Source organism: Desulfobacula sp. (assembly GCF_021107415.1).
Genome location: NZ_JAIOSW010000018.1, coordinates 1 through 10,215, shown reverse-complemented (window position 1 = coordinate 10,215; position 10,215 = coordinate 1). Strand labels below are relative to the sequence as shown.

Annotated in this window: 9 protein-coding genes; 5 read left to right on the top strand and 4 right to left on the bottom strand. The window is 43.7% G+C overall.

Annotated elements, in window-relative coordinates:
- A partial coding sequence (locus K8S13_RS01030; RefSeq protein ID WP_291459756.1) for a DUF4258 domain-containing protein occupies positions 1-209 on the bottom strand: 209 nt, incomplete at its 3' end.
- A gap of 431 nt (positions 210-640) precedes the next feature.
- Between K8S13_RS01030 and K8S13_RS01025 the strand changes: the two genes are divergently transcribed.
- Genes K8S13_RS01025 through K8S13_RS01015 form a run of 3 tightly spaced genes read left to right on the top strand, consistent with a single transcriptional unit; the run spans position 641 to position 5,215 of the window.
- Entirely contained in the window at positions 641-934 is a 294-nt protein-coding gene (locus K8S13_RS01025) for a type II toxin-antitoxin system RelE/ParE family toxin (RefSeq protein WP_291459755.1), read from the top strand.
- A gap of 16 nt (positions 935-950) precedes the next feature.
- Positions 951-1,292, top strand: a complete 342-nt coding sequence (locus K8S13_RS01020) for a HigA family addiction module antitoxin (protein WP_291459754.1) — start codon at positions 951-953, stop codon at positions 1,290-1,292.
- A 17-nt stretch (positions 1,293-1,309) separates the two neighbouring features.
- Positions 1,310-5,215 carry a hypothetical protein gene (locus tag K8S13_RS01015; protein WP_291459753.1) on the top strand — a complete coding sequence of 1,302 codons (3,906 nt, stop codon included), beginning with the start codon at positions 1,310-1,312 and terminating at the stop codon, positions 5,213-5,215.
- Positions 5,216-5,221: 6 nt separating this feature from the next.
- Here K8S13_RS01015 and K8S13_RS01010 read toward each other — a convergent pair whose 3' ends face one another.
- The 3 genes from K8S13_RS01010 to K8S13_RS01000 all read right to left on the bottom strand — a co-directional run bounded on the left by K8S13_RS01010 (position 5,222) and on the right by K8S13_RS01000 (position 6,551).
- Complete coding sequence (locus K8S13_RS01010) at positions 5,222-5,434, bottom strand: type II toxin-antitoxin system HicB family antitoxin (protein ID WP_291459752.1); 213 nt, start codon at positions 5,432-5,434, stop codon at positions 5,222-5,224.
- The gene (locus K8S13_RS01005; protein ID WP_291459751.1) at positions 5,431-5,841 is read right to left on the bottom strand and encodes a type II toxin-antitoxin system HicA family toxin; all 411 of its coding nucleotides are present in this window, start codon (positions 5,839-5,841) and stop codon (positions 5,431-5,433) included. Before K8S13_RS01005 ends, K8S13_RS01010 begins: the two co-directional genes overlap by 4 nt.
- 95 nt (positions 5,842-5,936) lie before the next feature.
- On the bottom strand, positions 5,937-6,551 hold the full coding sequence (locus K8S13_RS01000; protein ID WP_291459750.1) for a LysE family translocator: 615 nt from the start codon (positions 6,549-6,551) through the stop codon (positions 5,937-5,939).
- A gap of 187 nt (positions 6,552-6,738) precedes the next feature.
- Between K8S13_RS01000 and K8S13_RS00995 the strand changes: the two genes are divergently transcribed.
- A complete protein-coding gene (locus K8S13_RS00995; protein WP_291459749.1) occupies positions 6,739-7,467 on the top strand; it encodes a rhomboid family intramembrane serine protease in 729 nt (242 codons plus the stop codon).
- Between the two features lie 121 nt (positions 7,468-7,588).
- Positions 7,589-10,215: beta-ketoacyl synthase N-terminal-like domain-containing protein (locus tag K8S13_RS00990; protein ID WP_291459748.1), on the top strand; the 2,627-nt coding region annotated here is incomplete at its 3' end.

Genomic DNA, 10,215 nt, shown 5'->3' with positions numbered 1-10,215 from the left:
TGAATTGGCTCACCTGAAAAATTCTTTCCCATAATCAGACAGCTTGGATATGGCTTGTCATTTGGATAATCCTCGATAACTTCGCCCTGAATTATCGATGAATATATTTCTTCATATGTCAGAGTGTCATCAAACGCTTCCTCATCAGCATGATCGGTGATTCTCACACAATTGCTCCGGATAGCATTGATTACATTTTCTATATCCATGTTTCTATTTTTCCTGGCCTAATCGCGGTGATGACTAGCGCAGCCGCAGAATATAAACGATAATATCAGGATTTTGCTGCAATGGCAACACCAGTGACAATCACACCGGACAAATATGGGTGAAGGCTACATTGGCTACAGAATATTGCTTGATAACAGCAAGAAAACATACTTGGTCAAAGGCTTGTTAAAAAACAGGCCGGGTCATCTGAAGACCCGGCCTATATAGAACTTATTATTTTTCTTTATTTCCCAAATCCAGCCGCAAATTCTTCAATTGATATCACAGCAGTTCTGTCAGAAAGCTGCTGTATAAACTCCACTGGTGTTACTGACGTCCTGAATTGATGAAGGATTAGAATTCTTGATCGTAGTAACTTAGGATAAAATTGTATTTTACAATAGCATGAAGTCCGTGCTATCATGCATTCATGATTCAATCTTTCAGAAACAAAGGGACAGAAGATATCTTTAATGGCCAGAATACCAAAAATGCCCGAAAAATCTGTCCCCGGTCTTTATGGAAGATTGCTTCAAGAAAACTGGATCAAATTGACTCTGTCCTGTTTCTGAAAGAGCTTAGGATTCCACCTGGCAACAATCTTGAGGCGTTATCAGGGGATAGAATTGGAGAAAATAGTATTCGCATAAATGATCAGTATCGGATTTGTTTTAAATGGACAACAAATGGTCCTTATCAGGTTATAATTACTGATTATCACTGAATAAAAAGGAAAAAAAATGATTAGAATACCAAGTCATAGAGAGCCAACCCATCCAGGCGAGATGCTTCTTGAAGAATTCTTGATCCCTATGGGTATCACACAAAGAGAACTTGCCTATTCCATTCATGTGCCCTATCAGCGGGTTAATGAAATTGTAAACAAAAAAAGGGGGATAACGCCAAGCACCGCCTTACGACTTGCCAAGTTTTTCAGCATGTCAGAAGATTTCTGGATAAATCTGCAATTACGATGGGATCTATATAAAATAAAAAGTAAAGAATATAACGCACTTAAGGCGATAAAGCCCGCAAACTTTCAACTTAAAGACACGCTTGTTTCAGACTCCTTTTTAAGTTAAATACTGGAATGTGAACAGTGGCTGCAAAGAAAAAACAGAAGAATAAAAGGTTACAATATAAGGAGATAGAGGATATCCTGGCAGGAAGGGGATCTGTCACTGCCCTTGAGCTGATTCGTCTCATCCGGCAGATCAATCCTACCAACAAAAATATTGCCCGGAGAGAAACCGAAAAACGATACAGAATCAAGGCGCAGCTCCAGAGTCTGCTCATCAATAAATTTAAAAAAAATCTACTGGTTATACCTGATCCGAATGATGAAGGGCTGGTGAGTTTGAAGTTGAAGCATTTTGATGAGAACGCCTGCCATGCTTTGGTCTCTGAACTGGATGACCCGGCACGATCCTGGGTTCAGATAGAGATGGATCTGCAAACCATACAAGACCCTGTGTTCCGGAACAGCACCCCTGTTTCCCCTGGCAGGGAAGCGTCAAAGTCTCCTGCAAAAACAGTCAAACCCCATGTGTCTTTGAAACAGGAAATATACTCTTCTGATGAATTGCTGGCCCTTGGTGCCAAAGCTCTGGATGCCTATGATTATAATGCGTGTGAGGATTTTTTGTTCCGGGCTTTTTCAGTATCACAGGGGGCGCTCCCTGCGGCCCAGGCACTTCTTGAATTTTTAGTGGATTACCTGGCTGCTTATGAGAGAGCCATTGAACTTTGGGATTCCCTTGCAAAGGAAAGCCAGAAAGACTCCATGGTTTCAGCCAAACTGGCCCTGGCCCTGGCCAGGTCAGGCAGGATAGGAGAAGCACTCGCCTGCTTAAATCTGTCAAGAGAGCCTGCTGCCATGGAGGTCTATGTTATAGGGTGTAAATATTATATCTCCCAAAATGCACCTGATGAGTCTGAAAGGCTCTGTAAAATCCTTTCTTCATCCCGGGACCATCCATTCACCTCTGAAACCAGGGAATTGTTTGAACGAATTGAGAAACTCAGGATAGACCTGATGAATCCCCTGGAAAAGAAAATGCTGGATCATTGGCAAAAGTGCCATCATGATGTAGCAGACATTATGGCTGAAAAGATATTGAAAAAAATTCCCGGCCACAGGACAGCAAAAAAAATCCGCATGGATTTTACCCGGATGCAACAGGAGAAAAAAATCAGACTATTTCTGGACCAGGCCGACAAAGCCGGGACAGAAAAAGATTACAGCCGTGAGGTCATGCTGCTCAAAAAAGCACTTGATATCAGTCATGATGACATCGGTCAAGAAATTGAGGTAAAACTTGAAAACGCAACACTGGCAGCACAAAAGCAGCGTGAACACGAAGAGGTCCATGGAGTTGCAAGCCTCTGGCAAAAGGGTAAACAAAAAAAATCTATCATGATGTATATCTCCCTTTCCCGGGACCAGCAGCATCAATGCCTGACTTTGTTAAAGGATGAGCATTTTTCCTGGACAGATGAGCTGACAGCTTCTGTTTCCTACATCAAACCGGATAAGGCAGCAGAGATTGTGCTGGCCCTTGGAAAAGCATGCAGAATGCTGGACAATAATGAAGCTCCCCTGCTTGTGCTTGAAAAAATCAATAATATTGGAGACTTGGTACTGCACATTCAAGCAGGCCGCAAGCTGATGTCTAAGGCCGAAAACCAGATACAGGCCAAAGAAAGGAAAAAATCAAAAAGATTGCTGAAAAAACTGGCCCATCTCCTGGCCGGTAAACGGGTAGATTCGGCCCGGGAATGTATTCAGGCCATCAATGGTAAACTGCTTGACTTGCAGGATAAAAAAGAGCTGGAACTGATGATGGCTGATCTTAAAAAACTGGCACGTATTCAGGATCTTGAGGTAACTTATGCAGCCGCTATTAGCCGGCAGAATCATTTCACTGCCCGGGAAACGGCCCATACGCTTGCCCGGCTCATGTCCGGTGACCAGGACAAAATATGGCGCAAAAAGGCTGCTGAACAGACTGTTTCAATCAGAAAGGCCATGTCCCTGGTTCAGATGAAATCGTCCGGGCTTGAACCATGCTTCTGGAAGGCCGGTATTGCATGGTGGAATGAGTGTAACAGCTTTGCCGCCATTATGGCTGACGGCCGTCGTATCGTTCTGGTTTCCTGTCTGGACTGCTGGTTGTTTGTTAGGATTTTTGATTCCAAAACCCAGATATTTGATCAGGCCATTATGATGCGGCCCCCAGTAAATATGGATATGCCGACCCTTCGCCTGGATGAAGACAAAATTTGGATATGCGGTGGCAAAGGTGGGGTTTTAACCATTACCCTGGATCCTCTAAATATTCTTTCCTGGAAGGATTGCAGCATTTTTGTCAAAAAAAATCATGTTCTGGAAGACCTCTGGCTCTTTTCCGGACAGAACAATATCTGGCTTCACTGCCGGTCTTTGGACCAAAGTCAAAGGCAGGCGGCTTTGGTGATCGACATAGAGCAGCAGCGAGAGGTAAGGTCGGTCTGGATTGATGGGGTTCCATGGATAGTAAATCAAAAGGGTGAGTATCATTTGTGCGATTCTGCCATAGACTCTGACACCATCAGGATTTATTCAGGCAGCGGCAGGCAGGAGACCTTGTTTACTAAAAAGCTCCCGGGTGCTGTGGAGGGCGGGGCCATGCACCCGGACGGCATTCATCTGATTTTCCTGGTCTATGATGACGGCGAGATGTTCCCATTCGAGGAAGGATTGGATGAAGCCGATACTTGTCTTCATCTGGAGGTGATTCCGGTTGATTCCGGTCATCCCGTTACACACAAAATTTCAGGTTCCAGAAGCGATTTGGCCAATGGTATTGCCACCTCCATGGAAACCGGCCTGGTCTTTGTCCATTATCATAAAAACATCAATGACGGGTATCATCCATGCCTGTCTGCCTTTAAGCCGAACCAGGATGGTTTTGAAGAGTTGTACATGGTGCGTGTGCCTGAAAATTTTATCCTTGCCACTGACCAGCTTTCCAATCAAGTGGCAGGAGTGGCTTCAGGAGAAAACGGCATCCAGTCGGTTTTGCTGGATCAAAAAAAACCCTGGTTTGATCTTTCCGACAGCACGCCAAAACTAAAAAATGATATCCCTCTGCTGGAGCAGTATTTACCTTGTCAAATACCCACAGGAAAACAATATGATGAATTTATGGATTACAGGATCAAGATTCAGATTTCCAGCATGAAAGAAGTCCGGCAAATATTTTATGACATGAAACGAAATGATCACTGTGATCTGGATGATGTGTTTGCATTTCATGAGGCATTGATCGGAGAGCAAATCCATTTTGATCTTTCCACAGAGATTGAACAATGGGCGTATGAGACTTTTCCGGATCATCCACGGACTTTAATGGGAAAGGCAGACCATGCGCTGAAGAATCAAGACTGGCCTCGAATCGTTGCGCTGCTCAAAGACGTGAAGATCCAGGGCATTGACCATGGCACAGCCGGCCATATCTGCCATCTTCTCGGGCTTGGATTGTTTTCCACGGGGGAGGTAAAAAAAGCAGTCAAAATCTGGCGCAGGGGAAAAAGGTTAAAGGAAAGCAGATGCATGCTTGATCAATTAATTTCCTATGGCCGGGTTGCCGCCATGTCTGATAAACAAAGGAAAAAAGCCAAAAAGAAAGGAACATATCCCAAAATCCTCCATCTCATTGAAACTTTGGACACCTGCCTTGAACTTGGACATTGGGAGGATGCCGTTGCCGGCGTTGCGCACTACGACATCCAGTCCATCAGTTATATTCAGCTACTGGCCCGCCTGACAGAAGCTTTCATGCACCAGACAACTATAGTTGGAAAAAAAGAGTGGTTCAAAAAAGTCATCATACTGGATCTATTCTGCAGGGAAGTCAAAAGGCCCCTGATTTCAAGGCTTATTTTACCGCCCTATATCATTACCTGGCCTGAAAAGCGTATCAATGAAATAGCTGACCGGGCAGCGGCCTGGCTTAAACCCTAGGTTTTGTTATGCCATTACTTCTACATAACTTGAATATGAATGTGGTTTTGGAGTTTCCTGGTGTTCCAAGCGCAGCCCTTCTAAATGAAACTCCATAGCTTCTTTCATATTTTTTTCTACTTCTCTCTTTGTTCTGCCTGTCGCTACACAACCATCCATATCCGGAGAATAAGATGAAAAACCTGTTTTTGTTTCCTCAATCACTACTAGATATTTCATTTTTTTAATCCTGCTTGTTTGAAAATACTATTTTGGGTTCCTGGTGCCATGTCATCATTTGGCTTCCCTGCCACAGTGACCAAACCACGTTTGCTTGAATGCTTGAATTGACGATGGCTTCCTCTTGTGCGAGCCAAATACCAACCATCTTCCTCTGATCTGACTGCCTGTACAGCTTCATCCACAAAATTATTTATCTCATCTTCAGAATAATCTCTACCCCTGCTTCTGAATTTATGGACGGCTTTGCGCATCTGATTTGTCCATGAAGCATCAGAGTGGCCGGGCATGACCTCTTCAAGCCTGTTTTTAATGATCATACTGTCTATAATGGTCATAATAGCCTCCTTATCAGAGGGCTTCAGCATAGAAACCAGCTCAAACTGCTCTAAAAGTTTTTTATCCATAATCCTGTTATCTGCAACACCTTTTCCTTTATCAAAAAGAAGTTCATCCGCAGATATGCCAAGGCTTTTGGCAATATTTGTCTCGAAAGCTAAAATCAGGATGTTGCTGCAATGGCGACACCAGTAGCAATCATCACCCCGCCCGCAGTTTTGTTGAGTCGTTTGACAGAACGCGTACTGGAAAAGAATACTCTGGCCCGATTGGCAAGATATGCATAAAACATCAAGACGCTTGATAAAACAATAGAAACTGTGACGGCAATGATACAGAAATCCATACCGCTCAAGGAAGACAGGTCCATGAAAGTGGGGAGAAAACCGCAATAAAAGAGGATCACTTTGGGGTTTGACAAGGTAATAACAAGTCCGCTCAAATAATTGCCATACTTCGTGCCTTTTTTGTCATTAGAGTGTTGAACCGGGACAGGTTTGGATATCCAGATTTTAACCCCCAGAAAAATCAGGTATGCCCCGCCAATAACCTTAACCAACACAAAAAAATCCCCCATGGCCTGTGAAATGGCCGACATGCCCAGAATGGCAAACACCAGAAAAATAATATCCCCGGTGACAATTCCTGCAACCACTCCAAGGGATGAAACAAAGCCTGATGCAAGGGACCTTGAAATTGTGGCAAACATACCTGGACCCGGCGTTACACCAAGAACAAACAATGCTATGGCCAGACTGAAAATAGAAAGCAGACTCATCTCAACACCTCATTATTATGCAATATAAAAAGTTGATTTTATCCTAATATTGATTATTTTCAAGTAATAATATTTAAACAATGAACTTTATTGAGTTTACCCGATTGACTTTTGCCCAATTGACCTTGCCCGATTGAGTTTGCCGGGTTGACTTTATTGGGGATACACCTTATAACGCCGGACAATTATGACACACTATAAAAAACCAGTTCTCACACCTGCCATTGTTCTGAAGGCAATAATCTATACCAATGTTATCATGTTTATTATCAGCCTGATTTACAGTGGCAAAAACATGATTCTGAGCCTTAATCCGTTTTATGCATTAACCCCGTCAATGGACGTGCTGAACTTTCTTGGCGCCTCGGGCCGGCTTCCCATTATTAAATTTGAGGCATGGTGGTCTTTGATTACAGCCAACTGGCTTCACGGCGGGCTTCTCCATATTCTGTTTAACATGATGGCCCTGAAAACTATTGCCCCCCTGGTCATGAAAGAATTCGGCCTGTTTCGAATGTTTTCCATCTATACCCTTACTGGCATTGCAGGATTTTTATTATCCTATTTTGGCAATGTTTATCTGACCATTGGTGCTTCATCAGGGCTTTGCGGACTGATCGGAGCGGCGCTGTATTTCGGCAAATCAAGGGGGGGGCAATGGGGACAGCTGGTGTATAAACAGACCTCGGGCTGGGTTGTCACTCTTGTCTTAATTGGTTTTTTAATGCCCAATATCAATAATTGGAGCCATGCGGGCGGATTGATTGCCGGTATTTTTTTTGGCTGGGTCCTGGGATATAATGAAAGAAGAACAGAAAATATTTTTGATAGATCTTTGGCTGTTTTTTTTGTCGGCATAACTTTCTGGCTTTTGGCAAAATCAGTGATACAGGGTTTTTTTCTTATTTATTCCTGAATTAAGAATTTTACACAAATTTTACAAAGATTTCTTGAAATCAGCCGATTTCTAAATTATATCAGCTCTTATGAAAAATCATATGCTAAACCCATGCTAAACCAAATTCTAAAAAAGGCCAATGCTTAAAAAAGTAGATAAAATAGCCGTTGTCGGAATGGCTGGAGTATTTCCCAGGGCTTTGGATACCAAGCAATTTCTTGACAATATCATCCAGAAAAGAGACTCGATTATCACCGTTCCGGATCATCGGTGGATAGGCCCTGTCAAGGATTTTATCTCGCATCAGACGCTTCCTGACAAGGCCATCTCCAACAAAGCAGGACTCATTGAACATTTCCATTTTGATCCTGATGGTTTTCTTGTGGATAAGGATCTGTTATCCCAACTGGATCCTTTGCACCAGCTTGTTCTGCATGCAGGAAGGGATGCTTTTTTACAATGTTCCCATACAAAAGAAAATAAAAAACGAACCGGGGTGATTTTAGCTGCCATCGCCCTTCCCACTGACACATCTTCGCAGATTTCCTGGCAGATTGTCTGCAATTGCAATAAGAATTCTAAAGCAATTGTGCCAAAAGATTTCTTACGTGCGGCAGTGGTTTCACTTCCGGCTGCAATTCTTGCCAGAGCCATGGGGTTTGAAGGTACCAGCTTTACCCTTGATGCTGCCTGTGCATCTTCTTTATATTCCATCAAGCTTGCCTGTGAATACCTTCATTTAAAAAAGGCAGATATCATGGTGGCCGGTGGTGTTTCCAGACCGGATTCTCTTTATACCCAGATAGGGTTCTCACAATTGCAGGCATTGTCTCCCACGGGCAGATGCTCACCCTTTGATAAGACTGCCGACGGGCTCGTTGTGGGTGAAGGAACCGGCATTGTTGTGTTGAAAAGACTTGAAGATGCCATAAATTCCGGTGATAAAATTCATGCTGTCATCACGGGTACCGGGGCATCTAATGATATTGAAGGAACCCTTGTGGGACCCGCCTCGGAAGGCCAGGTCCGGGCCATGATCCAGGCGTACAAACAGGCATCCTGGACCCCTTTGGACATCCAGTACATGGAATGCCACGGATCAGGCACTCCAGTGGGGGATCAGGTGGAATTGTCCAGCATACATGCATTGCTTGATGCATTTGAGTGTCCGGATAAACTTCTTTCCATCGGATCAGTCAAATCAATGACCGGCCATCTTCTCACAGCAGCAGGTGCAGCAGGATTTATTAAAACCATTCTTTCAATGAATGAGGGATTCTTACCGCCTTCATTAAATTATTCAGCGCCTTCTTCCAAAAGCATTTTAAATAAGAGTAATATCAAGGTTCAAACCCAGGTTGAAGACTGGACCCCTGAATCCATCCATTCAACCAGGCGGGCCGGTATCAGTGCCTTTGGTTTTGGCGGAATCAACGCCCATATTCTGGTTGAAGAATTTAAAAACAACTCAAGTAACCATATTGTAAAAAATACAAAGCAACTGCCTGTTGATGAAAAAGAGATGTTAAAAAAGGTTTCCTGTGCCATTGTCGGTATGGAAACCATTGCAAAGGACTGTCACTCCCTGTCCGATTTTAAGGATCTCGTATTTAATAAAACACGCTTGAATCCGGAGAATCCGGGATCAAGATGGAGAAGAAAAGAGCCTCAGGTTTGCAGGGAAAAACCGGGATTTTATCTGGATCACCTGGCAATTGGGGTTGGCGAATTCCATATCCCTCCCAATCAAATGGATGATATCCTGCCCCAGCAGATTATTCTTCTTAAAGCTGCCAAAGGAGCCCTGGAAGACGCAAAGATCAGTCCAAGACCATTAGAGGGTGAACCCCAGAGGGATTGGTTCGGTTGTGCCATTGGAATTGAATTTGATTATGGCGCCACTGATTTTCATCTTCGCTGGAAAATCAATCATCTTGATGAAGAGCTGAAAGATAGTATTTCTCCGCCTTTGACCTTTAACCGGACTTTGGGTGCTCTTGGCGGAATTGTGGCATCCCGTGTGGCAAGGGAATTTAAGCTTGGGGGTCCGTGTTTCACCCTGTCTGCCGGAGCAGCTTGTGGCATCAAGGCAATTGAAACAGCTGTTCATTCTTTAAGTGCTTATGAAACCGATGTCTTTATCTGCGGCTGTGTTGACCTTGCAGGGGATATCCGGCAGTTTGCTCTCAATGAAATAGCCAAACCCCATACTGATGCAATCCTGCCGTCTGAAGGGGCTGCTGCCATTGTTTTAAAACGGCTGGATCAAGCCATTGAAGATGGCGACAGGATTTATGGTGTCATAACAGGTGTGGCAGGTGCAAGCAGTGGCCCTGTTCCCGGTGAAACAGACTATGATTCAACAATATCACAAGCCCTTTATACTCAATCCCTTGAAAATGCCCTCAAAGATTCAAATACATCATTAAAGGATATCTGTCTTTATGAAACCTGTTCTACAGGGATACGGCATGATGACGCAATCGAGGCCGACGTGTTAAACACGCTTTATTTGAAAGATCCGGGTCTTTCTGCCTGCCCTGTTACATCAACCTCTTCAGTTATTGGAAACACCAGGGCTGCATCTGCTTTATTCTCCGTTATCAAGACAGCGCTTTACCTTAATGATAAGTTGATGCCTGAAAATAAAACAATAAGAAAAGCCTGTGTTGCATCCATTACCCTGGATGGTGCCTGTTCCCACGTGATCCTTGAAGAAAACAGACAGGAAAACAAAAAAGACCTGCCTTCTGTTCCCAAAGTCCC

What these genes read in the sequence shown, in the direction of transcription:
- K8S13_RS00995 (WP_291459749.1), top strand. Translation starts at nt 6,739, where the DNA reads ATGACACACTATAAAAAACCAGTTCTCACACCTGCCATTGTTCTGAAG.
- K8S13_RS01000 (WP_291459750.1), bottom strand. Translation starts at nt 6,551, where the DNA reads ATGAGTCTGCTTTCTATTTTCAGTCTGGCCATAGCATTGTTTGTTCTT.
- K8S13_RS01010 (WP_291459752.1), bottom strand. Translation starts at nt 5,434, where the DNA reads ATGAAATATCTAGTAGTGATTGAGGAAACAAAAACAGGTTTTTCATCT.
- K8S13_RS01025 (WP_291459755.1), top strand. Translation starts at nt 641, where the DNA reads ATGATTCAATCTTTCAGAAACAAAGGGACAGAAGATATCTTTAATGGC.
- K8S13_RS01020 (WP_291459754.1), top strand. Translation starts at nt 951, where the DNA reads ATGATTAGAATACCAAGTCATAGAGAGCCAACCCATCCAGGCGAGATG.
- K8S13_RS01005 (WP_291459751.1), bottom strand. Translation starts at nt 5,841, where the DNA reads ATGGATAAAAAACTTTTAGAGCAGTTTGAGCTGGTTTCTATGCTGAAG.